We start from the raw sequence: 25,530 nt of genomic DNA, 5'->3' as shown, positions 1-25,530 counted from the left end.
CAAAGCAATGTTTAACGATAATCCGCTGCTCCAGCAGTTAAAACAGCAGATGCGCGAAAGCATTCCCCAGGTTGAAGGTGTAGTTCGGGCAACAGACCGTGGTTTCGGTTTTCTTGAGACCGACTCACAGCAAAGCTACTTCATTGCCCCACCCATGATGCGCAAGGTCGTGCATGGTGATCGAATCACCGCACTGATCCGCAGCGATAAAGATCGTGAGCAGGCTGAGCCTGACACTCTGCTCGAACAGGGATTAACCCGTTTCATCGGACAGCTGGATCTCAACAAGGATCAGCTGTACGTGCAGCCTGATCAGCCACAAATTAAGCAGAGCTTTAAATCGCGCCCTGCCAAGGCTTTGGCTCAGGAGACATTGAACAAGGGTGACTGGGTTGTTGCTGAGCTGACCCGCCACCCTCTTCGGGACAAGGGATTCTTTGCCCAGATCACTCATAAGATTGCTGATGCCAGCGACCCATTCGCGCCCTGGAAGACCACCCTGGCTCGCCACCAGGTGGATGAAAAAGCGCCGGAGTTGACTGAAGCTGTCACACAGCCAGAAAATCAGCAGCGCATCGATCTCTGTGATCTGTCTTTTATCACCATTGATGGCGCCACAACCCGGGACATGGATGATGCCCTGTATATCGAAAAGACCGATACCGGCTGGGAGCTAACGGTTGCCATCGCCGATCCAGGCAGCTTTATTGCGCCGGCTACTCCCCTGGATATTGAGGCAGCCAAGCGTGCCTTTACTCTCTATCTTCCGGGGCAAAATGTTCCCATGTTGCCAAGAGAGCTCAGCGACGATCACTGCTCCTTGCACCAGGGAGAGCGTCGGGCAGTATTTTGCTGCAAAATGACTATTGATGCCTCAGGCTCGATTACCACTGAACCAAGCTTCTTTGAGGGGTGGATCGAATCAAAGGCCCGCCTTAATTATGATGAGGTCTCTGACTGGCTGGAAAACCCTGAGTCAGCAGCCTCCCCCGGAGATGATGCAATCTGCCAACAGCTATTGATGCTCGATAGCTGCACCCTGCAGCGGCTGGCATGGCGCCATGAGAATCAGGTGGTCTTCCCGGACCGACCCGATTACAGCTTCGAACTTGATGATCAGGCAGAAGTAATTGCGATCCACGCAAAGTACCGACGCACGGCACAGCGTATCGTTGAAGAAGCCATGATTGCAGCGAACAGCATGGCCGGGCATCTCCTGAAAAATCACGACTGCCAGGCTTTCTACAATGGTCACGCCGGATTTAATCCCGATCACTTTGAGCAGCTAACTACGCTACTTCAGCAATCCGATCTACCACTGGAGCCCGGACAGCTTGAAGAGCCCGAGAGCTTTGCCAGGGTCCGCCGTCACCTGAGCCAGCACCCTGATCAGTATCTGGATCTTCGGCTGCGCCGCCATCAGGCACCAAGTCTGGTTTCTCTTAGCTCAACAGCGCATCAGGCGATGGGTATTGAGAGCTACGCCACCTGGACCTCACCGATTCGTAAATACAGCGATCTGGTGAATCAGCGTCAGCTCAAAGCGATCGTCAATCAACAGACCCCCGCAAAGATCTCCGCTGAGCTGGCGGATCACATCAGTGATCGTCGCAGAGTGCAACGCCAGGCCGAACGGGAGGTCAATGATCGCCTCTACTGCCGCTATCTGCAGCCACACATAGAGCAGGGAAATACATTTGAAGCGGAGATCTTTGATATCAATCGCGCAGGGATCCGGGTCATCCTCAAAGAGATCGGTGCCTTTGCCTTCATCCCCGCAGCTCAGGTCAGTAAGTCTCATAAAGAGCTCAAGTTCTGCCGGGACAGTGGTCGCCTGCTGCATGATGACAAAGAGTTGCTGCGCTTAGGAGATCCACTTCAGGTCCAGATCAGCAAGGCCGATGAGCAGAGTCGTAACCTGCTGGCCAAGCTGGCCAGCCCTATCAAGGTTAGCCATCAGAAGCTCGAGGAGACCGAGGCAGTTTGATGCCCCATGGACCATCCAACAGCAAAGCCGATGCAAACGCATCGGCTTTTTCTTTGGCAAAAGTAGTGTTCTTCCAAGCCCGCCATTTTATACCCGCGACTCCCTACTCCCGAGTTTAACCAGCCCTAAAGCTAACAATATCCATTTTTATCGTTTTTCGATAATTTATTATTGATCATCATTTAATCTATGCTATCTTGATCCCACCTCAAGATTGGAGTGCTACCCATGTCTAAGCTCGAAGTGAGTGCCCGAAAATTTCGTATCCTGTTCCAGATCCTGTTCTGGGTCACCCCCCTGGTGATGATGCTGTTCTGGGGCAGCTACCATACTCCCCTGGATTACTATTCTCAGTTCATCCCCATCGATTTTAGCGATGTGATGCTGGCTCCATTGACACTGGGTATCAGAGTTCTGGCATTCGTGGTATGCCTGATCCCGGTTGCCATCATCATGTTTGCCCTGCACCAGCTCATCAGCCTGTTTCGCAGCTATGAGCGGGGTGAAGTATTCTCTTTGACCAATGCAAACCGCTATCAAAAGCTCGGATACAGCATGTTCGTTTGGGTGATAGGAGGAATAGTATCGAGCACACTCTTGACCCTGGTGGTTTCACTAAATAACCCTCCGGGCCATCGCTTACTCACTCTCAGCCTAACCGGCACCGATCTCATCAATATTGTCTATGGCTTTTTGGTGTTGATCATTGCTCATGTGATGCAGCGGGCACATCGCATCAATGATGAAAATAACCTGACCATTTAAGGGAGTTCAGATGCCAATCATTATTAACCTCGATGTGGTCATGGCCCAGCGAAAGATGCGTTCCAAAGAGCTGGCCAAGCTGATAGGGATCACCGAGCAAAACCTGTCGATCCTAAAAAATGGTAAAGCCAAGGCGGTTCGCTTCTCAACCCTGGAGGCTCTCTGCAAGGCCCTGGATTGTCAGCCCGGGGATATTCTGGGTTTTGAGGAATCCGCACCCAACTCCTGAAGCCCAATCGTCGCAGATATGCAAAGCGAGTATCTATCGACTTCACGCTCGAAGAGCCTCATTGATACCGAAAGGACAACAAGATGAAAAAATTAATCATGGCAGCAGGGATTATTGCAATATCCACTCTGGCATTTAGCAGCAGCTCCTTTGCTGCCGAGAAAAAACAGGTACTGGCACGAATCGCCAAGATTGAGGTCTATAAGGGGGATATTAATAAGAGTTACCCTGATTCAACCCTGACCGATATGACTGTTGCCTCGTTTAAGCATTGTGCCGTCTACCTCCCCGAGGGCAAAGACAGCGCACAAACGGTCATTAAACTTACCCGAAAAAGTGATGGTAGTTTGACTATTAGTTGCGGCGAGCCCTCAGCCCCCAAACAGGGTTAACTCATCTATACCCGGCTTCTCCTGACTCACAGGTGGAGCCCTCATCAAGGCAAATTGTCTCGGTGCATCTGTCATGCGATTACTCTTATCCTGCGTATTATGGGTTCTCGGTCTGCCAGGCCTGTCAGCTTGCACCTCCTTGCATACCAGCATATTTCCCGAGCAAGACAGAACCTATTCTATGGTAGCGATCGCCTCATCCGAAAACGAAGTACTTGATGGTTCACTCAGAAAAGCGAACGATTTCTGTATGCGCAAGGGAGGTAAGAAACCCTTAATCATCAACCACAAGGAACAACTCACTCCTCAGTTGATTCATGACACAAAAATGGTGGCAGGCTTTTTATAGCCTAAATTTATCTCTTTTGAGACCGATTTGATAATGAGGAACTATTGACCTTCAGATGCGTCTAGCATGGTGCTGCAGATATAGAAAATAATCTGCGGTCCCAACCCAGGCTTGCTTAAAATTTCCTTAGATTTACTTCTCCTAATACAGCAAAATCCGAAAATTTAAACAAAAACCAAAAGAACAAGCATTCAATAGTGTAAACTTATTTTATTTATTACCTAAGATTAAAGATCATGCGCCTCATACTCCCTCTTATCCTGCTTGCCCTACTCACTGGCTGTAGCAGCATGAGTAAAGATGATTGCCTCACTGCCAACTGGAGTAATATCGGCCTTGAGGATGGCCAGCAGGGTAAACCTGCCGATACCATCCATGGCTATATCAAGCAGTGCCAGGAGTATGGGGCAGGTGTGAATCAGGCCCAATGGCAAAAAGAGTATGACTATGGACTCACCTTCTTTTGCGATCCGGCGAACGGCTATCGGGTTGGTAAAGCTGGAGAAGAGTACCATGGAGTCTGTGAGAGCGATGCATTTTATAAAAACTACCAGCGCGGTCTTGCGGAGTATCGCTTAGAGCAGCGTAAACAGGAAATTCAAGAGCGGATCAGCGTCATCGATACCCGCCTTGCTCAGATCCGCGATCAACTGAATGATTCAACAACCGATCACAATGCATTACGAGATGAGCGAGCCAATCTACAGCAGGAGCGCGATCGCCTCAATCGTGAGCTGGATGATATGCTGCTCCCTAAATACAACATCCATATCAACCTTTAACTAAACCTGCGGGAGGCTCTCCCGTGGTAGCTTAAGCATAGTAATGCGGGTCGTGTTTCACATCTGTTGTTGATGTCTGATTTCACGTCTCACCAACACGGTGTGTATCCGTCCATGGAACCTCTGCTGCCCCGGCTATCATCCCTGATACCCTCTTCCAGTTCGGTATCCTACCTCTCGTTTCGCTTCTTTGAAGCTTCCCCCTGCGACAGAAGGTTGGTGACCTTGAAATCAGTACACCTTTGTATGAGAAACGGATCTGAGACATAACCGTAATGCGGGGGATGGTAGTTTGTCGGCAATACAGAGGTTGGATCGATCTCAGCCATCCAACCTTTCACGGAAACCACATCTCCTGTGTCGCTGATGCCAAACCCCATCGGTAGTGAATAGAAATTTCATCATTTAGCAATTAATCCCAATTATCAATCCAAGCTTATGATTAATTACTAATAGTCTCATCGGAGAACTCTTATTTAAAACACATCTCGCACACTCATGAGCCATTAGTTTTTAATTCCATTCATAACTCACACTATGAAAAAAACATTAACCATGGCAATCTAAGGTGTATTTACAGATTACAGGAGGAATTAAATTAACGATTTGATATGAATCAACAGATAAAAGAGACTCACTGGAGCCTAATGTTATAGGAAGAAATAACTGTAAGGAGAATCTAATTACAAGACTTTAAAAGAAAAACCGTTCACTGGTTATTAGTCAAGGTTCAGGTATTTCACTACAACTACACCAAATTCAAGGAAGAAACTAGCCTGACGGCTATTAGCCCCGAGTCATCGGGATTAAAAGGAGAAAACATGCTCAGCAAACGATTTGCGACCATCATTGCAACCTTGATCTTTTTTATTCTGATCGCAGCCTGCGTTGCTTATATCCTCTCATCAAACACTTCGACCCTTCAGGGCTGCAATATGAGAGTCCATCCGATCCAGGGATGGTTCTGTGTTATAAAACACGACACGTAAACTTCGCCATCTCAGCAAAACTTGCACTCTGATAAGATCAGGGTAAGCTTTTGAGGCCGAGCAATTCGGCTTCAATTTCAAGTCAACAAAACAGGATAAAATGATGAGTTCTAAATACGCCCATCGGCGAGGCAAGATAAAAGACAACCACCTCAAGGCACTGGTCAGCGACCCGCTATTTGCCCAACGCATTGAGCACAATAGCAAGGGCAAGGGGAGCTACCGGCGCAAGCTCAAGCACCACAAGGGCTGGGAGTCCGGGCTTAAGCTTGCTGCCTGAGCTGGCTTAATCACGGACTCCTGTCCCCATTTAGCGAATTCCACCAGACCAGCCCGCCTGACGCAGCTTTTGGTCTGTCTTGTACTGAGACAAGGCATAGACAGCCCATAGCGCAGCAGGTATCCAGCCAATCAAAGCGATCTGCAGGATCAGGCAGATGATCCCGGCGATCGGTCGTCCTATGGTAAAAAACAGGATAAACGGCAGAAAAATTGCGAGCAGCAAACGCATGTTAAACCCTCTAACGGCAGCCAGTGTCTTACAGTAAGACAACTCAAGCAGCCAACAGTTGCAGATGGTTTAAGAATAACCTAAAGCCTGAGCTCCCCAAAAAAGTTGTCGCACCCTGGGGCTATTAATTTTTACCCAGCATCGCCCGCAAGCCCGCAACCCCCTGCTGCGCCCTCTGCTGACGCTGCTCGGCGCTTACCTTCTGTTTTTGCTGCTCCCAGAGGAGATCCTGCTGTGGAAGCTCATGCAGAAAACGGCTCGGCTCTGGCTTAATTGCATCCCCGTACTGACGGCGCTCCCTGCTCAGGGTAAAAATCAGCTCGCGCTGGGCCCGGGTGATCCCCACGTAAGCAAGGCGCCGCTCCTCCTCGATGTTCTCTTCATCGATACTGGTCTGGTGAGGCAGGATCCCCTCCTCCATTCCCACCATAAATACATAGGGAAACTCCAGCCCTTAGAGGCATGCAGGGTCATCAACTGAACCTGATCTCCCTCACCATCATCTTCGTTACGCTCCATCATGTCGCGAAGCATCAGACGGGACACCACCTGTGGCAGGGTCATCGGCTCTTCCAGCTCATCCCCTCGAGCATGCTCTTGATCCAACCGAACAGGGTCGAGACATTCTGCATCCGCATCTCGGCAGCCTTTGGGCTGGCACTGCTCTCATAGAGCCACTGTTCGTAGTCACTCTCGCGAATGAAATCCCGAACTACCTCGACCGTGTTGCCACGCTCGGCGTTGTCCCCCAGACGCACCACCCATTCACAAAAGCGCCGCAACGCCTCAAGGCCACGCCCACTGAGGTGTTGCTCCAGGCCAAGTTCAAAACTCGCAGCAAACAGGCTCTTGCCTCGCAGGTTGGCGTAGTTACCCAGCTTCTCCAGGGTGGTTGGGCCGATTTCACGGCGCGGCACATTGACGATTCTCAGGAATGCATTGTCATCGTCCGGGTTGACCAATAGCCGCAGGTAAGCCATCACATCCTTGATCTCGGTACGGGAGAAAAAGGAGGTGCCACCGCTCATTCGGTAAGGGATCCGATTTGCTACCAGTACCTTTTCAAAGTTACGCGCCAGGTGGTTGCTGCGATAGAGAATCGCATAATCCTTGTATTCACTACGATTGATAAACTTATGGCCGATGATCTCGGCCACCACCCTCTCTGCCTCATGCATCTCGTTGTTGGCAAACAACACCTTGAGCGGGTCGCCGTAATCGAGCGCCGAGAACAGCTTCTTATCGAACAGGTGCGGGTTATTGGCGATCAATATGTTGGCCGATTTGAGGATCCGCTCTTTAGAACGGTAGTTTTGCTCCAGCATGATCACCTTAAGTGCCGGAAAGTCCTTCTTTAACAAGCCTAGGTTCTCGGGCTGAGCGCCTCGCCAGGAGTAGATGGACTGATCGTCATCTCCCACTACGGTAAAGCGTGAGCGCTCTCCCACCAGAGACTTCACCATCTCGTACTGGCTGGTACTGGTATCCTGATATTCATCCACCAGCAGGTAACGGATCCTCTGCTGCCAGCGGCTGCGCACCTCTTCATTCTCTTTCAGAAGAAGTGTCGGGCAGAAGATCAGATCGTCGAAATCCAGCGCATTATAAGCCTGCATATGCCGGCGATAACTCTCATAAAACTGAGCAAACTGCGCCTGCTCGGCATCCTGAGCCTGGGCGATCGCCTGTTTGGGGGTCACCAGCTTATCTTTCCAGGAGGAGATCGCCCCCACCAGCTGCTGTAACTTATCCTTATCGCCCTGCAGCACCTCATCGGTAAGCTCCTTCAACAGAGCCATCTGATCGGTCTCATCAAACAAGGAGAAGTTGGGTTTCAGGCCAAGCGACTTGTGTTCCCGGCGCACAATATTCAGACCCAGAGCATGAAAGGTCGATACCTGAAGGCCACGGGACAGTTTGCGTCCCAGCAATTGGCCGACCCGCTCTTTCATTTCTCGGGCGGCCTTATTGGTAAAGGTCACCGCCGTGATCTGGCGTGGTTTATAGTCACACTGCTTGACCAGGTATTCGATCTTATTGGTGATCACCCGGGTCTTACCACTACCGGCACCAGCCAGAACCAGGCATGGTCCCGAAACAAAATGAACGGCTTCCGATTGTGCTGGATTGAGTTTCATCGACCTCTCCTCTGATGGGTCGAGCATTGTACACTGACTATCCACAAATGACATGGGTTTTACCTTGCACTCTGACTCCAGATGATTAAGGATCTTCCACAGCTAGCAAATCGGAAACAGATAATGCATTTTGATCTTGATAAAGTACGGGCCGATTTTCCCGCTCTGGCCCTCTGCCATAACGAAAAACCTCTGATCTATCTGGATAACGCTGCCACTACCCACAAACCGAAATCGGTCATTGAGGCCATTGAGCAGTTTTACCAAACCAGTAATGGCAATGTTCACCGAGCCTCACACCTCCTGAGTGCCCGGGCAACCGAACGATTCGAGGCCTCCAGGGAGCGACTGGCCCGCTTTATCAATGCCAGCTCCAGCAAGGAGATCGTCTGGACCCGGGGCACCACAGAGGCGATCAACCTGGTCGCACAAAGCTGGGGGGATGAGAATATCCAGGCGGGAGATGAGATTATCCTCAGTGTCCTGGAACATCACGCCAATATCGTTCCCTGGCAGCAGCTGGCTAAGCGCAAGGGAGCCCTGATTAAGGTGATCCCTCTCACTGCTGCCGGAGAGCTGGATCTCGGCGCCTTTGGCAAGCTCCTGACTCCAAGAACCAAGCTGGTTGCCATCAACCATATTTCTAACGCCCTGGGGGTTGTAAATCCAGTCATGGAGATCTGCTGGCTGGCGAAAAAAGCCGGAGCAACCGTCCTGATCGATGGAGCTCAGGCCGTTGCCCATACTCCCATTGATGTTCAGGATCTCGATTGTGATTTCTATGCCTTCTCCGGCCATAAGCTGTTTGGTCCAACGGGTATTGGGGTGCTCTATGGTCGCCAGGAGTTTTTGGAGCAGATGCCCCCCTGGCAAAGTGGTGGCGAGATGATCGAAAGTGTCAGCTTTGAAGAAACCACCTTTGCTGCACTGCCTTTTAAGTTTGAAGCCGGAACGCCGAACATCGCCGGAGCAGTGGCCCTGTCAACCGCAGTCGACTACTTTGAGTCTCATGACTCCTACCAAAGAATGCAGCATGAACGGGAGCTGATGGATTATGCCAAGCAGCAACTCAGAAGTGTCGATGGACTACAGCTTATCAATCCAACCAAAGGACAGAGCGGCTCGATTTCATTCACTCTGGATAAAATCCACCCTCAGGATGTTGGCATGTTGCTGGATATGCAGGGGATCGCGGTACGGGTCGGCCACCACTGTGCCATGCCTCTTCTCAGTGCCCTTGGCTTATCCGGGACAGTCCGGGCCTCGATGAGCTTCTATAATCAGCATCAGGAGATCGATCATCTTGTAGAAGGTCTGCGTCAGCTAAAGGATTATTTTTAGGAGCCATGATGAGCCAGCCAAATTCCCTCCCTGATCCCCAACAGATCCTCGAGCAGTTTGCCGATGCCAAAACCCCTGAGCAGCGCTTGCGACAGCTGATCCTGTTAGGAAAAGCTCTTCCACCTCTGGAGGAAAAATATAAAACCGATGCCTGTCGAGTTCATGGCTGCGAAAGTGCCGCCTGGCTGCATTGCCAGACGGATGAACAGGGATTATGGCAACTGAGTGCAGACAGTGAGGCTCGCATCGTGCGGGGCTTGATCGCCGTGGTGCTAGCTCCTCTCAACCAAAGAAGCTCACAACAGATCCTAAGCTTCGATATGCATAGCTATATTGAGCAACTCGGATTACGCCAGCAGCTCAGTCCCTCCCGGGGCAATGGCCTCAACGCCATGATTGAAGCGATCTATCAGCAAGTTCAAACCGCGCACTAATAAAGGTGCGGCTCAGCTTCTCTTTTTAACGGGAGTTGCCGCGGTTTGTTCCGCCTCTGACAGCAGCTTCAGCATGTTGGTCTGCGCCACCTTTTCAGCGATGCTTGCTGGCAAATGATCTAAGACAGGATCCCAGCCATGCAACGCCTTTGCTAAATTTTTAAAGGTTCCAACCAGATCCGAGCCCAGCATAAAACGATCCGGATAATCTTTGATCAGTTGAATCCACTGCGGATCGGCCTTGCCCTCCTCGGGGATCATCAGGTCCCTAAGGCTCCATGAGCCCAGGACATACAGATTCGGGTAGCGCTCGAGCAACTGGCGAAGCTCGGGGAGCACAAAATCCAGGCTTTGGCGACGCAGCAAGGTATTACTGGCTCCGGCATGAGCCCAGATAATACGTGTCTTTGGATTACCCTTCAGCGCATTCTCAATCTCCCCCAGATAAAGAGGGGAGCGCTCCCGCTCGGAAGTGATGTTGGAGTGTACAATCACCGGTAGATCGTAGCGCGCGGCCAGCTGGTAGACCTTCATCATAGCCGGATGATCGGCCCTGGCTTGCTCACCCTCGGTTAGGGCAGTCAGGCTATCGTGGCGGGTTAATACCTCTCCGATCCCCTGCCAAAATCCCGGACGCCACTTGAGCATCCGCTCAATATGCTCCACAGCGTTCTGATCCGTGGGGTTAAAGCCATTGATGAAAGGGTGTAAACGCTGCCTCTGTCGAGGCGGCAGCGACTCAACCTCTCTGGCTACAATCTCATCGGTCATCCCGTAGTAATAAACAGGAGAGTCATCGCCAAACACATACCTAGGCTGCTTAGGCTCGGACAGGCTCCATTTTTTGACAACCGGCAAGCCAAACACGATCGCATCCGTGATCCGGGCTCTATCCATATTGGCAATCAGCTGCTTAGCACCCTGGGTTCGTTGAAAAAAATCGACCATGTGCACTTCTGCATCTGCATAGCTACCCTCATAAGCCTCAGCCCCCACCGGAGCCAGGGACAACAGGAGAACCAACACACTGGATAGAGACCTTGATACGACTTTGTGCTCACCAAGCATCAGATTCTTTAACATGAAAAATCTCCCTGGGCCCAGGCTAAATCAGCAGCCCTGTATCTATCATCACTATAGCTCTGTGGAGCTTTATGCCGCAGCTCTCATGAAACATCAGCAGCGCCTAATCCAAGCTGAACCTTGAGAGAATCCCTTTGTTGCTAACTTTACTGTGCTAAATCGGCCCCCCTTTCAGTTTAAAACACGTGGCTATTGCGAGAGCCCCTGGGCTCTGCCAGACTCCGCCAGCGTAAATTAAAGCAGAAAAGGAGTTTTGCTCATGTTAGATCGGCTGATGATCGCAGTTATCGATCCCGTTACTTTTGTTATCGTCCTGGCCTTGCTATGGCATATCCGGCCCGAACGTTTTCGCTGGGGCCTGGTCATCGGGGCTATCATCGCTTACGGGAAGTGTGCCTGGCTCAACTATCCTCATGGCGGCACCCCACCAAGTCATTATCTTGTCTGGCTGATTGCCTGCCTGATCCAGGGAGGAGCTGCATTTACGCTGCTAAAGCTGCTGATGCGGCGCACAACCCGGGAGATTTCGACATCAGCACAGCAAGCCCGGCGAAACTGAGGCATGGCAGGCTTGGCATAAAAAAGCCCCGGCGATTCAGCCAGGGCTCTTGAGGAAATTCTAAACCATTCAGGAATGGTGACTGGCTGTTTCAGCCTGCTGCGCATTAAGCGTCTTGATGCTGCTCGGGTTAACAGCCACCGGCTTGGCACTAGGCTCTGTCTTAGCAAGCAGGTAGTTCACCAGCTGATACAGATAATCCATCTTCTGCTGGGCATCACTGCCACGCAGTCCCTCCAGGCGAACCTGATATTTACCATTGATGATAAATGCCGGAACCCCATACACCTTGTAACTCTCAGTCAGCAGGTTGTATTCGTTGATCATCCCCTCGATCTGAAAATTACTCCAAGCCTCGTCAAATAGCTTTCCATCGACGCCGTTATCGACAAACAGCTTCTTGATATCCGCTTCACTCTTGGGAAGTTTGCGCTCAACCTGAACCGACTCAAACAGCACAGGAGTCATCTTATCACTCACTTCCAGTAGCTGTGCCACCGCAAAGGCTCGCTGAAGCAGGGGACCCGCCTTGCCTCCGAGAGAAGCGATCGGTACCTGCTTGAACTCAGTTCCTTCAGGCGCCTTCTTTTTCATCCCATCAACGATCGGCTCAAACTGGTAGCAGTGAGGACACAGGTAAGAGAAGAACTCCATCACCTGGGGCTTTTCTGTGCCTATCTGCTTCACCACAGTATAATTTTGTCCCTGCTTGAACAGGGGCGCAGCCTGAGCGGCAAAAGCTGCGAATGCTCCAAGTAATAAAGTGACTAACCATCTTTTCATATCTGTTACCTTTGCAGTTTGGCTGGGTTACTCCCCCACCATACCCCGTTAGTTGGAACTCCAGCAAGACTCCTGGAGATCAGAAAGTTGTTCTTTGAGAGCCAGGATCTGTCCCTCCCAGTAATGCATCGAGCCAAACCAGGGAAAAGCGACCGGGAAGGCGGGATCACTCCAGCGCCGGGCAAGCCAGCCCATATAATGGACCATCCGAAGGGCTCTGAGAGGCTCAATCAGCGCCAGCTCACGGCGATCAAACTCGCGAAACATCTCGTACTCTTCGAGGATCACATCCAGCTGCAACCGCCGCTCCCGATCATCGCCAGATAGTAGCATCCACAGATCCTGAATCGCCGGGCCCATTCGGCAATCATCCAGATCAACAAACAGCGGCCCATCACGCCACAAAATATTTCCCGGGTGGCAATCCCCATGGAGACGAATCGCCCTGAACTCGCCAAACTGTTGCTCTGCCCGCTCAATGACAGGATCCAGTGCAGCAAAGAAAGCTTGTTGTAGCTCTTTGGGAACCAGCTGTTGCTGCTCAAGATAAGCTCTGGGTCCATGCAGGTAAGAGGCGCAATCAATAGCGGGGCGCTCAATAAAGGGCTGCTGTTCACAGATCAGGTGAAAGCGCCCGAGGTAACGGCCCGCCCATTCCAGTTGATCCAGGTTATCCACCTCAAAGCTGCGTCCTCCGAGGCTATTCCAGATCGCAAAGCGGTATCCCTGGTACTGTTGCAAGGTCTTGCCATTTAAAACCAGAGGTGCAGCCACCGGAAGCTCGGCATCTGTGGCTTGCCAGCTGAGCTGATGCTCCTCCAGGATCTGGGCATCACTCCAGCGTTGCGGGCGATAAAACTTCACCACATAACGCTGCGACTCATCGTGGAACTGATAGACACGATTTTCATAGCTGTTCAGCGCAAGCAGACCCGATTCAACTCGGATCCCACAGCTTTCAATCGCATCAAGAATTAATTCCGGCGACAGGGCACCGTAATCGACAGGATCTATCTCAGGCATTCAATTATCTCGGGGTGGAAAACTCCCCTGAGTGGGGAGTTTATGGAAAAGTCAGCTTACTTGATGCCACGCGCCTTAAGCAGGGCCTCTTTAAAATCAACTTCACAATCTTTCTTGAGGCCTGGGATCATCTCCTGCTTATCACTACCTCGCATCTTCAGGTGATAGATAAGCACATCATCCGTTAGCTCTTCAAGCGGTCCCTCAAAGCCAGCCTCTTTGGCAAGCTGAGCCAGGATCTGCACCAGGTTCAGCTCCTGCTGCTCCAGCCATACAGGCTCAAGTAGCTCAAGCAACTCTTCAATTCGATGGCACTGCATAAAACCTCCGCTCAACCATAATAGCCAGTGAATAGATCAAAGAATTTTTCTCGCCACATGATGCGCAAATCGGGATAAAAAGTCGATAGCCAGCTCCTCGCTACGAGTGAGCCAGCTGGATGTGCAGATTCTTGTCGCTGCTCACACTTTGATAAAAGTGTCCGTTTTACATAGAGCTAGGGGAGCATGTTACACTTGAAATAGCATGTTCTAAGAAAAACGGAGTTTATGTTGAGATACCCCATATTACTCATAGCCGGTCTACTTACCCTGCTCCTGACAGGGTGTGCGGCACAACACCAGTCCAGCCAAAACTATCAACAGGTCCAGGACCAGATCAAAGATAGCGAGGCTCGAATCAATGCCAAACTTGATGCACAGCAGAAGGTATCAGAAGAACAACTCAAGCAGCTCAAACAACTCGCTCACAACATAGACCCTAAACAGCCAACAGTGACAGTCAGCCCCAAGTTCGACAAGAAAAAGCCCGTCCGTACCGACAAGACCCCGGATGGAAAGCTGATCCTTGGCCAGGTCGAATCCATCTGGATTGAACCGGTCAATGACACCTTCAATGCCCGAATCGATACCGGTGCGACCACCTCCTCCATCAGTGCTCAGGATATCCAGGTTTTTGAGCGCGATGGCAAGAAGTGGGTAAAATTTAATTTAGCTCATGAAGATCGCAACGAGAAGCTCCCCATCGAAACCCCTCTGGTACGCTATGTCAGAATCAAGCAGGCTTCTGCCAAAAAAATTGACCGCCGTCCGGTCGTAAAACTCACGGTAAGGATGGGGGATTTGACAGAACAGGCCGAGTTTACCCTTAAGGATCGCTCCGAGATGATCTATCCGGTGCTGATTGGTCGGGAATTTCTAAAAGACATCGCCGTGGTTGATGTAGCCAAGAAGTATGTTCAACCCAAGCCAAAACTACTCAAAACGGATAAAAGCTGATGGTCTCACGTAAGCCCTTCTATATCCTGATCGCGCTGCTATTGCTGGCGGGCTTAGCCCTAATGCTATATCGCCACTTTAGCTTTGATGTTCCCTGGACCCCGGGGCAAAAACGCCCCATCTGGTCGATTGAAGCCAAGGTAGAATTTAAGGCCCACGGTGATCCCGTGATGGCCTCGCTGGCGATCCCCAGTACCCAGCCTGGCTTTACCCTGCTACAGCAGACCACCGCCAGTCCTGGGTATGGCCTAACCTTTGTGGAAAAAGATGGCTCGGGGCGGGCGGAGTGGTCCGCCCGGACAGCTACCGGCCGTCAGGAGCTCTACTACAAGGTTGATATGCTGGCAGATCCCAATGCCAAGCCCACCTGGTTGGCAACCCCGCCTTCTATCGACAAACAGGTTGAAAAAGAGCCCTTCATCACGGCCGCCGAGCAACTGATGACCCAGGCTCACCAGCGCTCCTCCGACAGCTATACCCTGACCCGTGAGCTTCTCAAAGAGCTCAATGACCCGGAGAGCCAAAACGCTCTGCTGCTACAACAGGGAAAGTCCAAGGCAGATCTCATCGTTGAACTGCTCAATAACGCGGATATCCCGGCACGAGTGGTTAAGGCTCTCAATCTTGAGGATGGGAGACGCCGCCAGGAGTTGGTCAACTATATTCAGGTCTTTGAAGGGGATAAATACCAGCTATTTAACCCAACCAACGGTCAGCAGGGTCAGCCTAAAAACCTAATGCTATGGGAGCAAAGTACCGGCTCTTTGCTGGACCTGGTTGGTGGGACCGCATCCCAGGTTACCTTCTCGATGATCCGACAGAACATTCCGATCAATCGCGCCCTGGAAGCCAAGTTCAAAGATACCGAATTGATGAACTTTTCGATCCACACCCTGCCCATTGAAGAGCAGTCTCTGTTTAAGGGGATCCTCCTCATTCCAATCGGGGTGTTGGTGGTTGTATTCCTACGGGTCATTATCGGGCTTCGCACCTCAGGAACCTTCATGCCGGTTTTGATCGCGCTGGCCTTTATCCAGACCAGCCTGCTCACCGGCCTGCTCGGATTCCTGTTGATCGTTGGAGTCGGCCTGATTATTCGCTCCTATCTGTCCAAGCTTAATCTCCTGCTTGTCGCACGAATATCGGCGGTGATCATCATGGTTATCTTGATCATCGCCCTATTCTCTGTGCTGGCCTATAAGATTGGTCTGACCGAAGGAATGAAGATCACCTTCTTCCCGATGATCATCCTCTCCTGGACCATTGAGCGGATGTCGATTCTATGGGAAGAGGATGGCCCTCGTGAGGTCGTGGTACAGGGCGGCGGTTCTCTGCTGGTCGCGGTCTTTGCCTATCTGGCGATGAATAATGAACTCATCCGCCACCTAACCTTCAACTTCATCGGTCTGCAGCTGGTCATCATGGCCCTGGTGCTGCTTCTGGGTAACTACACCGGATATCGCCTGCTGGAGCTTAAGCGCTTTAAGCCCATGGTAGAGGAGCGTTAGTATGTGGTTCGCCAAGCCAGAGAAGCTACATGCCAAAGGGATCATGGGGATGAACCACAGGAACATCTCCTACATTGGCCGCTACAATCCACGCACCCTGTTTCCCCTGGTGGATGATAAGCTCAAGACCAAACAGCTGGCGCTGAACGCGAAAGTCACCACACCCGAGCTAATAGGGGTGATCTCCCACCAGTACGAAGTAAAGGGTGTGGTCGATATAGTCAAGGACTCTCCCGGCTTTTGTATCAAGCCAGCGAAAGGCTCTGGTGGAAAAGGGATCCTGGTGATTTTGCGTCACCAGGATGGGTTCTACTATAAACCCAATGGCCAGGGAGAAACTCCAGAGGATCTGGAGCGTCACGTATCCAATATCCTGGCCGGCCTTTTCTCGCTGGGGGGGAAACCTGATGTTGCCGTCATCGAGGCCCTGATCAACTTTGATGACGTGTTTGAAGGCTACTCCTATGAAGGTGTTCCCGATACCCGAGTCATCGTTTTCAAGGGGTTTCCCGTGATGGCTATGATGCGCCTGTCGACCGCAGCCTCTGACGGCAAAGCAAACCTTCACCAGGGTGCCGTCGGAGTCGGAATCGATATCGCCACCGGCCATGCACTGCGTGCCGTGCAATACGATACGCCCCTGACCACCCATCCGGATACCAATAAGCCCCTGGATAGCCTTAAGATCCCTCACTGGGAGACCCTGTTGCACCTGTCGGCCTCCTGCTACGAGATGTCCGGGCTGGGCTACCTTGGAACCGACATGGTATTGGATCAGAAAAAAGGCCCCATGCTGCTGGAGCTCAACGCCCGGCCGGGTCTTGCGATCCAGATTGCCAACGGTAGAGGCCTGCTACCCCGGCTGCGGCAGATAGAAGGGCTCAGGGGACATGAGCAGATGGGGATCGAGGAGCGGATCCTCTATGTGAAAAAGCACTTTCGCAGTTAATCAAAACCATTCAGGGAGCTGTCACAAGCTCCCGGAGTACACTTAGTCACTATCACTTAAATTCTCAATGATCGGACATTGCGGGTTTTCATCCCCCAGGCATTGCTGAGTGAGCTCTCGCAAGTTATCAGCCATCTCCTGCAGGCCGGCAATCTTCAGTTCCAGCTCCGAGAGTTTCTGCTCGGCCAGCGCTTTTACCTCCGCACTGCTACGGGTTGGATCAAGATACAAACTGAGGAGCTTTTGACACTGCTCCAGAGAAAATCCGGCATCCCGGGAGCGACGGATAAATTTGAGTTTTCGCAGCGCCACCTTGTCATAACTGCGGTAACCATTCTCACCACGCCTGGCGGCCTCAATCACCCCGATGCTTTCGTAATAGCGGATGGTTTTGGCCGACAAGCCGCTTAATTTAGCCACCTCTCCGATATTCATCCTCTTCCCTCCCGGTAACAGATGGAAACACAGCTCGGCTCAGAGTATCACAGTGTGCAAATTGTAACGATCCAGCTATTTTCGATATCAATTGAATCTCAGTGGTAACCGCAAGATTGGTAATCAGGCGCCTAATAGAGATAGAATGCCTAGCAGCGAATTTTGGTTGCCGCCCACCATAATGACGGCCGCAAAGGAATATTGGTTTATCAGTCATATTCGGGATACAAATATGCTAAACAACATTGACCCTACCAGCACTCAGGCCTGGAAAGAACTTCAAGCTCATTTCGATAGTAACAAGTTCCAGCTTAAGGCCCTGTTTGCCCAAGACCCTTCACGTTTTAACTCTTTCTCTCAAACCTTCGATGGTGACCTGTTGGTCGACTACTCCAAGAACCTCATCACCACCGAGACTCTGGAGCTGTTGCAAAAGCTTGCCAAAGAAACCAAGCTAACCGATGCCATCGAAGCCATGTTCAATGGTGAGGCTATTAACCAGACCGAGAACCGCTCGGTTCTGCACATCGCTCTGCGTAATCGCTCCAACCAACCGATCATGGTCGACGGCAAGGATGTGATGCCGGAGATCAATGCAGTCCTGGCCAAGATGAAGCAGTTCTGCGCCAAGGTCCATAGTGGAGAGTGGAAGGGCTATACCGGAAAGCCGATCACAGATGTGGTAAACATAGGGATCGGCGGCTCAGATCTCGGCCCTTACATGGTCTCTGAAGCCCTGCGTCCCTACAAGACAAACCTGGATCTACACTTTGTATCCAATGTTGATGGCACCCATATCGCCGAAACCCTGAAAAAAGTCGATCCGGAGACCACCCTGTTCCTGATCGCCTCCAAGACCTTTACCACTCAGGAGACCATGACCAACGCCCACTCGGCTCGCGACTGGTTCCTGGAAAAGGCTCAGGACAAGGCCCATGTTGCCAAACACTTCGCGGCTCTGTCGACCAATCAAAAATCGGTTGCCGAATTTGGTATTGATACCGACAACATGTTTGAGTTCTGGGATTGGGTTGGCGGACGCTACTCTCTGTGCTCCGCGATCGGCCTGTCGATCGCGCTGTCGATCGGTTATGACAACTTCGAGCAACTGCTCGAGGGCGCCCATGCGATGGATCAGCATTTCCGTACCACTGAGTTCGATCAGAACATCCCTGTGCTGCTGGCCTTGATCGGTATCTGGTACAACAACTTCTATGGTGCCGAGAGCGAGGCAATCCTGCCTTATGACCAGTACATGCATCGCTTTGCTGCCTACTTCCAGCAGGGCAACATGGAGTCTAATGGTAAGCAGGTTGACCGCAATGGCAACCCTGTCACCTACCAGACAGGCCCAATCATCTGGGGTGAGCCCGGAACCAATGGTCAGCACGCCTTCTACCAGCTGATCCACCAGGGAACCAAGCTGATTCCTTGTGACTTCCTGGCACCGGCCAAAACCCACAATCCACTGTCCGACCATCACCAGAAGCTGCTCGCCAACTTCTTTGCCCAAACCGAAGCTCTGGGCTTTGGTAAGAGCAAGGAACAGGTTGAGGACGAGTTCAAGGCCGCAGGTAAAGATCTGGCTGAGGTGGCACACCTGGTTCCATTCAAGGTGTTCGAAGGCAACCGTCCGACCAACTCGATTCTGTTCAAAGAGCTTAACCCTAAGACTCTGGGTGCCCTGATCGCCATGTATGAGCACAAGATCTTCACTCAGGGTGTGATCTGGAACATCTTCAGCTTCGATCAGTGGGGCGTAGAGCTGGGTAAGCAGCTGGCGAATCAGATCCTGCCTGAGCTGGCAGATAAGGCAGAGGTGAGCAGCCATGACAGCTCCACCAACGGCCTGATCAACACCTGGAAGAGCTGGAGCTAATCCAACTTTAATCTAAGATTCATCGGGGTGCTTCGGCACCCTTTTTTGATCTCAGTGCAAAAAAAGTCCAATCGCCTCCTTGAAAGCCCAATCTCTGGCCACATATTAGATTACAGGATGGCTTGATGAAGCATCCGAATTGTTTTCAACACAGATTGCTCAATGGAGGATCTACTATGCAAATCGATTTATCACCCCTTTACCGTAATGCCATCGGTATCGATCGCCTGGCCCACATGCTGGAAAAAAGCAACAGAAACGGCCACGCTAACTACCCCCCTTATAACATCGAACAGCTCGATGAAAATAACTATCGCATAACCATGGCGATAGCAGGGTTTGCGGAAGATGAGATAGAGCTCATCACCCAAAACAATACTTTGGAAGTCAAAGGCGAGAAGAAAGCCAAGACGGACAATGCAAACTACCTGTATCAGGGGATAGTCAACCAGAATTTTGAGCGCAAATTTGAGCTGGCCGACTATGTCAAAGTCAGCAACGCCGAACTACAAAACGGGCTCCTGAATATTGAGCTGGTCCGTGAGGTTCCGGAAGCTGCCAAACCACGCAAAATTGCGATCAATCAGAGATAATAAACTTGGCATACCGAGGCTCCGCAAGGGGCCTCCTGAATCCTCTCTTAAAGCCCCTCAGTCATCAAGGTAACGAGACAGCTCGCGCACCTTCTGGTTGAGCTCCTCCAACACCTCCCCCCAAGATCCGTGATCTGATAGTATTTTCGGCTTCGCCCCTCGATCGTTTGTTGCTCACACATCAATAGATTCTCTTTGGTCATCCGATGCAGCAGAGGATAGAGAGTTCCCGGGCTCATCGCGTAACCATGCCCCTTGAGATGCTCAATCAGCCAGCTACCAAACACAGGTTGCTGGGATGCATGACGTAAAATGTGTAGCTGGATAAACCCCAGAAACAGCTTGCGGGTGATCTTGTCTTTCATTCACTCTTCCTATATCGTAACTCGATATCGGCTTTCGATATTACTATACTAGCAGATAGAACTACAGGATTAAGGAGTGACATGCTACAGCTTAAAGAGTTGAGTGTGAACCTTGGTGGCAGCCCGATCCTCAGGGAGCTAAACTTGAGGATGAAAGAGGGTGAAAGCCTTGCCGTACAAGGCCCCTCCGGGTGTGGCAAGAGTACCCTGCTTTATACCCTGCTCGGTGCCGTCCCCTGGCAACAAGGACAATATCTGTTTTCGGGTGACAGGGTAACCTGCGATAACATCTGGAAGGTCCGCTCGCAGATAGGCTATATCCCGCAGAAGATAGCCGCGGGTTCACAAAGCACCGAAGAGTTTCTCAAGGCCCCTTTCTCTTTAAAGACTCACAGGGACAAGCGCTATAACCCGGAATCAATTTTCCAACTCAGCGAACAGCTACAGCTATCTGGTAAGCTACTCAAACAACCCTTCAGTTCACTTTCCGGCGGCCAACAGCAGCGCTTTGCCATCATTCGAGCCCTGCAGTTTTCTCCAAGGCTCATCATCGCCGATGAACCGACTTCAGCTCTGGACAGGAGAGCCAGATCCAGCGTCATAGAGTTGCTGCTCAAAAGACACACAAGCATTCTGTCGACCTCTCACGATCCTATATGGCTGGAGCAGTGTCAGCGGATCATTCAGATGGAAAACGGTGCTTTGACAGGATCAGAAGATGAATGAGATAAAAGATATATCCTCCCTCGAACTCCTCAGTTTTGCCTCCTTGCTCCTGCTTCCGGCGATCGCCTTCTGGCTGCTTGGCATAGGAGACCTGATCAAACGACTCATCTACAGCTGCCTGCGGATGACACTCCAACTGGTACTAATCGGGATCTACCTGAGGTACCTGTTCCAGTTTAATAACCCCTGGCTCAATCTTGGCTGGCTGCTGCTGATGATAAGCGTCACCAACCTGCATATAATCAAGGGAGCGGGTCTATCCCTCAAAAAGCTGGTCCTGATAGGCCAGGCAAGCCTTAGCTCTATGATCATTTTGACCCTGGCACTGTTTTTGTTGATGCTGGTCGCTCCCAGCCCCTGGTATGATGCCCGCTATCTGATCCCGCTGGGAGGCATGCTACTGGGCAACTGCCTGACCGCAAACATCCTTTCACTGGAGCGATTTTTTAATGGAATCGCTCAGCAACCGGAGCGATACCTGGATACCCTGATGCAGGGAGGAACCGTATATGAGTCCTCTCTTCCCTTTATGCAGGATGCTCTGAGAGCCGCTTCCTCACCCATCCTCAGCACCCTGGCCACCACCGGGCTGGTCTCACTTCCCGGGATGATGACGGGCCAAATTCTCGGAGGCGCAGAACCCCTGGTGGCGGCGAAATACCAGCTGGCGATCATGCTCGGGATCTTTATCAGCATGACCCTAAGTAGCATCCTTAATCTGCTACTCGCCCAGAAGATAGCCTTTGATCCCTGGGGAAATCTCAAACCCGAGATCTTTGTTAGCCGGCAGTCATAGCACCGAATAAAAAGCCCGCTACAATGAGCGGGCTTAAAATATTCAGGCGGTAAACTTATTCATATTTACCATCCCGGCTATCCTTGATCATCTGCTCATAGCGACCATCCGCCTTCAGCTTGGCAAGTCCCTTATTGAAGTGATCAATCAGCTCCTGGCCATTGGCAACCTTCTTCGAGATCAGCAGATAGTAAGGATCGGCCGTGGTTGGTTTAGAAGCCGCAACCTTACACTTGAGCTTTGATCCCATATCCTTGATAAGGGCCAACCCCACATCTTCGCTCTCGGGTACAACATCTATCTTGTTCGAGCAAAGCTTCATATAGTTAGCCTCGGGCTTGGAGACTCGCTTTATCTTGATGGTGCCATCTTTTACCAGCCCAAACAGATCATAGTTGTAGCCAACCACACCACCAAAGCGATACTTGGTCAGATCTTTTGGTGAGCTCCAGTCAACCTTCTCATCGGCGCGATGGAACAATACCTCATTTAGAACGATCACCGGCTCGGAATAGTAGAAATCCTTCTCCCGCTCAGGGGTCTTCGACCAGCCAATGGTGCCATCAAGCTTGCCCTTACGGGCATCTTCAAAACCACGTTTCCAGGGGAGGAACTGATACTTCACCTGATCCCCTTCAAGCTTGAAGGCCTCTTCCGCTATATGTGACAGTAAGCCATTGTGCTTCATCTTTGCCGACATATAGGGTTTCCACTCACCATTCGCCAGAGTCACCACCGCAGCCTGTGAGACAGAAACAAAGCCAAATAGCGCCACAACCAATACCCATAACTTACTCATAACCCACACTCCTTTGCCTAACTCACTTTAAGCGTAGGACAGGCTCTGTTAACGTTTCCAATTTTAACCCAGCCTGAGGCACAAAAGGGATCTCAAAGTCCAGAAACGAAAAAACCCCGACAGATATCTGCCGGGGCTAAAATAGGTGCCTGATAATGAGCTACTCTCGCATGGGAACCCCCACACTACCATCGCCGCTAAGCCGTTTCACTTCTGAGTTCGGAATGGGATCAGGTGGTGCCAGCTCGCTATGGTCATCAGGCAAAAACTTGTTTTTCTTAGTAAATCGAATGCGTGGTGCTGATACCCAGATTTGAACTGGGGACCTCACCCTTACCAAGGGTGCGCTCTACCAACTGAGCTATATCAGCAGCCTGAACCTGCAAAAAAGCCCACCGATAGGGTGGGCTTTCTCTTAAACAAAGCCTGGCGATGACCTACTCTCACATGGGAACCCCCACACTACCATCGGCGCTACGGCGTTTCACTTCTGAGTTCGGAATGGGATCAGGTGGGGCCACCGCGCTATGGTCGCCAGACAAAAAACTTAAATCCAGAAAGTGATTAATTCGTTCTCAAGACACACAAGCGTCTCTCACTTGGGTGTTGTATGGTTAAGCCTCTCGGGTCATTAGTACAGGTTAGCTCAACGCCTCACAACGCTTACACACCCTGCCTATCAACGTCCTAGTCTCGGACGGCCCTTCAGAAGACTTAAAGTCTTAGGGATGACTCATCTTGAGGCCTGCTTCCCGCTTAGATGCTTTCAGCGGTTATCAGTTCCACACGTAGCTACCGGGCAGTGCCACTGGCGTGACAACCCGAACACCAGAGGTGTGTTCACTCCGGTCCTCTCGTACTAGGAGCAACTCCTCTCAATCATCCAACGCCCACGGCAGATAGGGACCGAACTGTCTCACGACGTTCTGAACCCAGCTCGCGTACCACTTTAAATGGCGAACAGCCATACCCTTGGGACCTGCTCCAGCCCCAGGATGTGATGAGCCGACATCGAGGTGCCAAACACCGCCGTCGATATGAACTCTTGGGCGGTATCAGCCTGTTATCCCCGGAGTACCTTTTATCCGTTGAGCGATGGCCCTTCCATTCAGAACCACCGGATCACTATGACCTACTTTCGTACCTGCTCGACGTGTCTGTCTCGCAGTTAAGCGGGCTTATGCCATTGCACTAACCGTACGATGTCCGACCGTACTTAGCCCACCTTCGTGCTCCTCCGTTACTCTTTGGGAGGAGACCGCCCCAGTCAAACTACCCACCAGACACTGTCCCTAATCCAGATAATGGACCGAGGTTAGAACATCAAACATGCAAGGGTGGTATTTCAAGGATGGCTCCACGATAACTGGCGTTACCGCTTCGAAGCCTCCCACCTATCCTGCACATGCAGGCTCAATGTTCAGTGCCAAGCTGTAGTAAAGGTTCACGGGGTCTTTCCGTCTAGCCGCGGGTACACTGCATCTTCACAGCGATTTCAATTTCACTGAGTCTCGGGTGGAGACAGCGTGGCCATGGTTACACCATTCGTGCAGGTCGGAACTTACCCGACAAGGAATTTCGCTACCTTAGGACCGTTATAGTTACGGCCGCCGTTTACCGGGGCTTCGATCAACCGCTTCTCCCGAGGGATAACGACATCAATTAACCTTCCGGCACCGGGCAGGTGTCACACCGTATACGTCCTCTTTCGAGTTTGCACAGTGCTGTGTTTTTGATAAACAGTCCCAGCCACCTGGTCACTGCGACCACCGACAGCTCCATCCGCAAGGGACTTCACCGTCAGCGGCGTACCTTCTCCCGAAGTTACGGTACTATTTTGCCTAGTTCCTTCACCCGAGTTCTCTCAAGCGCCTTGGTATTCTCTACCCGACCACCTGTGTCGGTTTGGGGTACGATTCTCTGTAATCTGAAGCTTAGAAGCTTTTCCCGGAAGCAGGGTATCAATGGCTTCCATCCCGTAGGATGTTCGTCTCGTGTCTCAGCCTAATGAGCGTCCGGATTTACCTAAACACTCAGCCTACGCACTTTCACCAGGACAACCAACGCCTGGCCCACCTAACCTTCTCCGTCCCTCCATCGCAATTACAGCGAGTACAGGAATATTAACCTGTTTCCCATCGACTACGCCTTTCGGCCTCGCCTTAGGGGTCGACTCACCCTGCCCCGATTAACGTTGGACAGGAACCCTTGGTCTTTCGGCGTGGAGGTTTTTCACCCCCATTATCGTTACTCATGTCAGCATTCGCACTTCTGATACCTCCAGCAGACTTCTCAATCCACCTTCACAGGCTTACAGAACGCTCCCCTACCCAGCATAACTAGTATGCTGCCGCAGCTTCGGTGTATCACTTAGCCCCGTTACATCTTCCGCGCAGGCCGACTCGACCAGTGAGCTATTACGCTTTCTTTAAATGATGGCTGCTTCTAAGCCAACATCCTGGCTGTCTGGGCCTTCCCACATCGTTTCCCACTTAGTGATAACTTTGGGACCTTAGCTGGCGGTCTGGGTTGTTTCCCTCTCCACAACGAACGTTAGCACCCGCTGTGTGTCTCCCGGATAGTACTTATTGGTATTCGGAGTTTGCATCGGGTTGGTAAGTCGGGATGACCCCCTAGCCGAAACAGTGCTCTACCCCCAATAGTATTCGTCCGAGGCGCTACCTAAATAGCTTTCGGGGAGAACCAGCTATCTCCCGGTTTGATTGGCCTTTCACCCCCAGCCACAGGTCATCCCCTAACTTTGCAACGTTAGTGGGTTCGGTCCTCCAGTTGATGTTACTCAACCTTCAACCTGCCCATGGCTAGATCACCGGGTTT

24 protein-coding genes, 1 tRNA gene, 3 rRNA genes and 1 pseudogene (1 of these 29 cut by a window edge) are annotated in these 25,530 nt (G+C 51.4%); 16 read left to right on the top strand and 13 right to left on the bottom strand.

Features of this window, described 5'->3' with window-relative positions:
- Window positions 1-7 precede the first annotated feature (7 nt).
- The 6 genes from DB847_RS00410 to DB847_RS00385 all read left to right on the top strand — a co-directional run bounded on the left by DB847_RS00410 (window position 8) and on the right by DB847_RS00385 (window position 5,773).
- A complete protein-coding gene (locus DB847_RS00410; protein ID WP_108648937.1) occupies window positions 8-1,987 on the top strand; it encodes an exoribonuclease II in 1,980 nt (659 codons plus the stop codon).
- A 228-nt stretch (window positions 1,988-2,215) separates the two neighbouring features.
- Window positions 2,216-2,752 carry a DUF2975 domain-containing protein gene (locus DB847_RS00405; RefSeq protein ID WP_108648936.1) on the top strand — a complete coding sequence of 179 codons (537 nt, stop codon included), beginning with the start codon at window positions 2,216-2,218 and terminating at the stop codon, window positions 2,750-2,752.
- Window positions 2,753-2,762: 10 nt separating this feature from the next.
- Window positions 2,763-2,981: a helix-turn-helix domain-containing protein gene (locus DB847_RS00400; protein WP_108648935.1), complete on the top strand. Its 219-nt coding sequence runs from the start codon at window positions 2,763-2,765 to the stop codon at window positions 2,979-2,981.
- A gap of 83 nt (window positions 2,982-3,064) precedes the next feature.
- The gene (locus DB847_RS00395; RefSeq protein ID WP_108648934.1) at window positions 3,065-3,373 is read left to right on the top strand and encodes a hypothetical protein; all 309 of its coding nucleotides are present in this window, start codon (window positions 3,065-3,067) and stop codon (window positions 3,371-3,373) included.
- Between the two features lie 585 nt (window positions 3,374-3,958).
- A complete protein-coding gene (locus DB847_RS00390) occupies window positions 3,959-4,504 on the top strand; it encodes a DUF2799 domain-containing protein (RefSeq protein ID WP_108648933.1) in 546 nt (181 codons plus the stop codon).
- A 1,092-nt stretch (window positions 4,505-5,596) separates the two neighbouring features.
- Window positions 5,597-5,773: an alternative ribosome-rescue factor A gene (locus DB847_RS00385; protein ID WP_108648932.1), complete on the top strand. Its 177-nt coding sequence runs from the start codon at window positions 5,597-5,599 to the stop codon at window positions 5,771-5,773.
- Window positions 5,774-5,803: 30 nt separating this feature from the next.
- Here the strand turns inward: DB847_RS00385 and DB847_RS00380 are convergent, their stop codons facing one another.
- Window positions 5,804-6,004 carry a YqaE/Pmp3 family membrane protein gene (locus DB847_RS00380; protein ID WP_108648931.1) on the bottom strand — a complete coding sequence of 67 codons (201 nt, stop codon included), beginning with the start codon at window positions 6,002-6,004 and terminating at the stop codon, window positions 5,804-5,806.
- A gap of 124 nt (window positions 6,005-6,128) precedes the next feature.
- A pseudogene (gene rep / locus DB847_RS00375) lies at window positions 6,129-8,142 on the bottom strand (DNA helicase Rep).
- A gap of 123 nt (window positions 8,143-8,265) precedes the next feature.
- Between rep and DB847_RS00370 the strand changes: the two are divergent.
- Window positions 8,266-9,483, top strand: a complete 1,218-nt coding sequence (locus DB847_RS00370; protein ID WP_108648930.1) for an aminotransferase class V-fold PLP-dependent enzyme — start codon at window positions 8,266-8,268, stop codon at window positions 9,481-9,483.
- An 8-nt stretch (window positions 9,484-9,491) separates the two neighbouring features.
- The gene (locus DB847_RS00365; protein WP_234418473.1) at window positions 9,492-9,917 is read left to right on the top strand and encodes a SufE family protein; all 426 of its coding nucleotides are present in this window, start codon (window positions 9,492-9,494) and stop codon (window positions 9,915-9,917) included.
- Window positions 9,918-9,929: 12 nt separating this feature from the next.
- Here DB847_RS00365 and DB847_RS00360 read toward each other — a convergent pair whose 3' ends face one another.
- Entirely contained in the window at window positions 9,930-11,000 is a 1,071-nt protein-coding gene (locus tag DB847_RS00360; protein ID WP_199911674.1) for an amidohydrolase family protein, read from the bottom strand.
- A 259-nt stretch (window positions 11,001-11,259) separates the two neighbouring features.
- Here DB847_RS00360 and DB847_RS00355 point away from each other — a divergent pair, with 259 nt between their 5' ends.
- On the top strand, window positions 11,260-11,559 hold the full coding sequence (locus DB847_RS00355) for a hypothetical protein (protein ID WP_108648928.1): 300 nt from the start codon (window positions 11,260-11,262) through the stop codon (window positions 11,557-11,559).
- Between the two features lie 69 nt (window positions 11,560-11,628).
- On the opposite strand, the gene DB847_RS00350 is transcribed toward DB847_RS00355, so the two are convergent.
- Genes DB847_RS00350 through DB847_RS00340 form a run of 3 tightly spaced genes read right to left on the bottom strand, consistent with a single transcriptional unit; the run spans window position 11,629 to window position 13,685 of the window.
- Window positions 11,629-12,342, bottom strand: a complete 714-nt coding sequence (locus DB847_RS00350; RefSeq protein ID WP_108648927.1) for a thiol:disulfide interchange protein DsbA/DsbL — start codon at window positions 12,340-12,342, stop codon at window positions 11,629-11,631.
- A gap of 48 nt (window positions 12,343-12,390) precedes the next feature.
- Entirely contained in the window at window positions 12,391-13,365 is a 975-nt protein-coding gene (locus DB847_RS00345; RefSeq protein WP_108648926.1) for a serine/threonine protein kinase, read from the bottom strand.
- Window positions 13,366-13,421: 56 nt separating this feature from the next.
- Window positions 13,422-13,685: a YihD family protein gene (locus tag DB847_RS00340; protein ID WP_108648925.1), complete on the bottom strand. Its 264-nt coding sequence runs from the start codon at window positions 13,683-13,685 to the stop codon at window positions 13,422-13,424.
- A 231-nt stretch (window positions 13,686-13,916) separates the two neighbouring features.
- On the opposite strand from DB847_RS00340, the gene DB847_RS00335 reads away from it, so the two are divergent.
- The 3 genes from DB847_RS00335 to DB847_RS00325 are packed head-to-tail and all read left to right on the top strand — an operon-like array spanning window position 13,917 to window position 17,099.
- Entirely contained in the window at window positions 13,917-14,642 is a 726-nt protein-coding gene (locus tag DB847_RS00335) for an ATP-dependent zinc protease family protein (RefSeq protein ID WP_234418472.1), read from the top strand.
- A complete protein-coding gene (locus DB847_RS00330; RefSeq protein WP_108648924.1) occupies window positions 14,642-16,150 on the top strand; it encodes an inactive transglutaminase family protein in 1,509 nt (502 codons plus the stop codon). The genes DB847_RS00335 and DB847_RS00330 overlap by 1 nt, the downstream gene beginning before the upstream one ends.
- Before the next feature lies 1 nt (window position 16,151).
- Window positions 16,152-17,099 carry an alpha-L-glutamate ligase-like protein gene (locus DB847_RS00325; RefSeq protein ID WP_108648923.1) on the top strand — a complete coding sequence of 316 codons (948 nt, stop codon included), beginning with the start codon at window positions 16,152-16,154 and terminating at the stop codon, window positions 17,097-17,099.
- Window positions 17,100-17,141: 42 nt separating this feature from the next.
- On the opposite strand, the gene cueR is transcribed toward DB847_RS00325, so the two are convergent.
- On the bottom strand, window positions 17,142-17,534 hold the full coding sequence (gene cueR, locus DB847_RS00320) for a Cu(I)-responsive transcriptional regulator (protein ID WP_108648922.1): 393 nt from the start codon (window positions 17,532-17,534) through the stop codon (window positions 17,142-17,144).
- Between the two features lie 232 nt (window positions 17,535-17,766).
- On the opposite strand from cueR, the gene pgi reads away from it, so the two are divergent.
- Both pgi and DB847_RS00310 read left to right on the top strand, forming a co-directional pair.
- A complete protein-coding gene (gene pgi / locus DB847_RS00315; protein WP_108648921.1) occupies window positions 17,767-19,413 on the top strand; it encodes a glucose-6-phosphate isomerase in 1,647 nt (548 codons plus the stop codon).
- A 176-nt stretch (window positions 19,414-19,589) separates the two neighbouring features.
- A complete protein-coding gene (locus DB847_RS00310) occupies window positions 19,590-20,006 on the top strand; it encodes an Hsp20 family protein (RefSeq protein ID WP_108648920.1) in 417 nt (138 codons plus the stop codon).
- Between the two features lie 47 nt (window positions 20,007-20,053).
- On the opposite strand, the gene DB847_RS00305 is transcribed toward DB847_RS00310, so the two are convergent.
- Complete coding sequence (locus tag DB847_RS00305) at window positions 20,054-20,371, bottom strand: PadR family transcriptional regulator (protein ID WP_199911672.1); 318 nt, start codon at window positions 20,369-20,371, stop codon at window positions 20,054-20,056.
- 81 nt (window positions 20,372-20,452) lie between these two features.
- Between DB847_RS00305 and DB847_RS00300 the strand changes: the two genes are divergently transcribed.
- Together DB847_RS00300 and DB847_RS00295 are read left to right on the top strand one after the other, a co-directional pair.
- Complete coding sequence (locus DB847_RS00300) at window positions 20,453-21,097, top strand: ABC transporter ATP-binding protein (RefSeq protein ID WP_108648919.1); 645 nt, start codon at window positions 20,453-20,455, stop codon at window positions 21,095-21,097.
- Window positions 21,090-21,893: an ABC transporter permease gene (locus tag DB847_RS00295; protein ID WP_108648918.1), complete on the top strand. Its 804-nt coding sequence runs from the start codon at window positions 21,090-21,092 to the stop codon at window positions 21,891-21,893. The genes DB847_RS00300 and DB847_RS00295 overlap by 8 nt, the downstream gene beginning before the upstream one ends.
- Before the next feature lie 55 nt (window positions 21,894-21,948).
- Here DB847_RS00295 and DB847_RS00290 read toward each other — a convergent pair whose 3' ends face one another.
- From DB847_RS00290 to DB847_RS00270, 5 genes are all read right to left on the bottom strand, one after another.
- The gene (locus tag DB847_RS00290) at window positions 21,949-22,692 is read right to left on the bottom strand and encodes a substrate-binding periplasmic protein (RefSeq protein ID WP_108648917.1); all 744 of its coding nucleotides are present in this window, start codon (window positions 22,690-22,692) and stop codon (window positions 21,949-21,951) included.
- A 147-nt stretch (window positions 22,693-22,839) separates the two neighbouring features.
- Window positions 22,840-22,954: ribosomal RNA gene (gene rrf, locus DB847_RS00285) — 5S ribosomal RNA — on the bottom strand.
- Between the two features lie 33 nt (window positions 22,955-22,987).
- Window positions 22,988-23,063: transfer RNA gene (locus DB847_RS00280), tRNA-Thr, on the bottom strand.
- A gap of 53 nt (window positions 23,064-23,116) precedes the next feature.
- Window positions 23,117-23,231: ribosomal RNA gene (gene rrf / locus DB847_RS00275) — 5S ribosomal RNA — on the bottom strand.
- Window positions 23,232-23,302: 71 nt separating this feature from the next.
- Window positions 23,303-25,530 (bottom strand): 23S ribosomal RNA (locus DB847_RS00270); it runs 665 nt beyond the window's last position.

The organism is Dongshaea marina (genome assembly GCF_003072645.1).
GTDB classification, from domain to species: domain Bacteria; phylum Pseudomonadota; class Gammaproteobacteria; order Enterobacterales; family Aeromonadaceae; genus Dongshaea; species Dongshaea marina.
This window is presented reverse-complemented; position numbering and strand designations above follow the sequence as displayed.

Bases quoted from the DNA above. Each gene is read 5' to 3' on its own strand.
- cueR (WP_108648922.1), bottom strand. From the start codon at position 17,534: ATGAATATCGGAGAGGTGGCTAAATTAAGCGGCTTGTCGGCCAAAACC.
- DB847_RS00365 (WP_234418473.1), top strand. From the start codon at position 9,492: ATGAGCCAGCCAAATTCCCTCCCTGATCCCCAACAGATCCTCGAGCAG.
- DB847_RS00395 (WP_108648934.1), top strand. From the start codon at position 3,065: ATGAAAAAATTAATCATGGCAGCAGGGATTATTGCAATATCCACTCTG.
- DB847_RS00360 (WP_199911674.1), bottom strand. From the start codon at position 11,000: ATGTTAAAGAATCTGATGCTTGGTGAGCACAAAGTCGTATCAAGGTCT.
- DB847_RS00305 (WP_199911672.1), bottom strand. From the start codon at position 20,371: ATGAAAGACAAGATCACCCGCAAGCTGTTTCTGGGGTTTATCCAGCTA.
- DB847_RS00370 (WP_108648930.1), top strand. From the start codon at position 8,266: ATGCATTTTGATCTTGATAAAGTACGGGCCGATTTTCCCGCTCTGGCC.
- DB847_RS00350 (WP_108648927.1), bottom strand. From the start codon at position 12,342: ATGAAAAGATGGTTAGTCACTTTATTACTTGGAGCATTCGCAGCTTTT.
- DB847_RS00390 (WP_108648933.1), top strand. From the start codon at position 3,959: ATGCGCCTCATACTCCCTCTTATCCTGCTTGCCCTACTCACTGGCTGT.
- DB847_RS00325 (WP_108648923.1), top strand. From the start codon at position 16,152: ATGTGGTTCGCCAAGCCAGAGAAGCTACATGCCAAAGGGATCATGGGG.
- DB847_RS00295 (WP_108648918.1), top strand. From the start codon at position 21,090: ATGAATGAGATAAAAGATATATCCTCCCTCGAACTCCTCAGTTTTGCC.
- DB847_RS00380 (WP_108648931.1), bottom strand. From the start codon at position 6,004: ATGCGTTTGCTGCTCGCAATTTTTCTGCCGTTTATCCTGTTTTTTACC.
- DB847_RS00355 (WP_108648928.1), top strand. From the start codon at position 11,260: ATGTTAGATCGGCTGATGATCGCAGTTATCGATCCCGTTACTTTTGTT.
- DB847_RS00330 (WP_108648924.1), top strand. From the start codon at position 14,642: ATGGTCTCACGTAAGCCCTTCTATATCCTGATCGCGCTGCTATTGCTG.
- DB847_RS00410 (WP_108648937.1), top strand. From the start codon at position 8: ATGTTTAACGATAATCCGCTGCTCCAGCAGTTAAAACAGCAGATGCGC.
- DB847_RS00310 (WP_108648920.1), top strand. From the start codon at position 19,590: ATGCAAATCGATTTATCACCCCTTTACCGTAATGCCATCGGTATCGAT.
- pgi (WP_108648921.1), top strand. From the start codon at position 17,767: ATGCTAAACAACATTGACCCTACCAGCACTCAGGCCTGGAAAGAACTT.
- DB847_RS00340 (WP_108648925.1), bottom strand. From the start codon at position 13,685: ATGCAGTGCCATCGAATTGAAGAGTTGCTTGAGCTACTTGAGCCTGTA.
- DB847_RS00400 (WP_108648935.1), top strand. From the start codon at position 2,763: ATGCCAATCATTATTAACCTCGATGTGGTCATGGCCCAGCGAAAGATG.
- DB847_RS00345 (WP_108648926.1), bottom strand. From the start codon at position 13,365: ATGCCTGAGATAGATCCTGTCGATTACGGTGCCCTGTCGCCGGAATTA.
- DB847_RS00385 (WP_108648932.1), top strand. From the start codon at position 5,597: ATGAGTTCTAAATACGCCCATCGGCGAGGCAAGATAAAAGACAACCAC.
- DB847_RS00300 (WP_108648919.1), top strand. From the start codon at position 20,453: ATGCTACAGCTTAAAGAGTTGAGTGTGAACCTTGGTGGCAGCCCGATC.
- DB847_RS00405 (WP_108648936.1), top strand. From the start codon at position 2,216: ATGTCTAAGCTCGAAGTGAGTGCCCGAAAATTTCGTATCCTGTTCCAG.
- DB847_RS00290 (WP_108648917.1), bottom strand. From the start codon at position 22,692: ATGAGTAAGTTATGGGTATTGGTTGTGGCGCTATTTGGCTTTGTTTCT.